Consider the following 531-nt stretch of genomic DNA (forward strand, 5'->3'; position numbering starts at 1 on the left):
AATGACTTGAAATCGATAGCCGTCTTCAGCGAGAACTGATCCGAGATAGTCTGCGTCATCGACGAGAAATTCGACGTTGTTCAGCTGATAACGCCGGTGTAGCTCGGTCAGAAACCATCGTGTTGTCTGTTTATTTGCGGTTGGATAGAGGCTCACATGGAGGATTTCGTTCGTCTGTGGATCAACCGCGCCGTACAGCCAGAATTTCTGGCCGTGGAGGCGGATCATCTTCTCGTCAACCGCGAGTTGATCCTCGGAGACGGTCGAGATCGGCTGTAGATCGGCCTTATGTACCCAGTTATGGATCGCGACGTGACTCCGATCGATCCCATACTGTTCAAGAAATTTACTCACCTCTCGGAGTGACATACCAGTCAAATGACAGCGAATTCCCTCTTCAATCGCCCAGCGTGGAGTCCTATCTCGCTCCACAAACGACAAGTCGATCCACGCGATACCTTCGGTGAGGCGTTCGATTTCGGCCATAAGCACTCTGAAGTCGAACGCCTCATCCTCTAACTTTACGCGACC

The 531-nt window shown here is 51.6% G+C and carries 1 protein-coding gene; it reads right to left on the reverse strand.

The window, feature by feature from the left end; all coding sequences use genetic code 11:
• On the reverse strand, positions 1 to 486 hold a 486-nt coding region (locus DVK07_RS21020), incomplete at its 3' end, for a DDE-type integrase/transposase/recombinase (protein ID WP_147441315.1).
• Positions 487 to 531: the final 45 nt, after the last annotated feature.

Source organism: Halorubrum sp. Atlit-26R, assembly GCF_003666015.1.
Lineage (GTDB): Archaea > Halobacteriota > Halobacteria > Halobacteriales > Haloferacaceae > Halorubrum.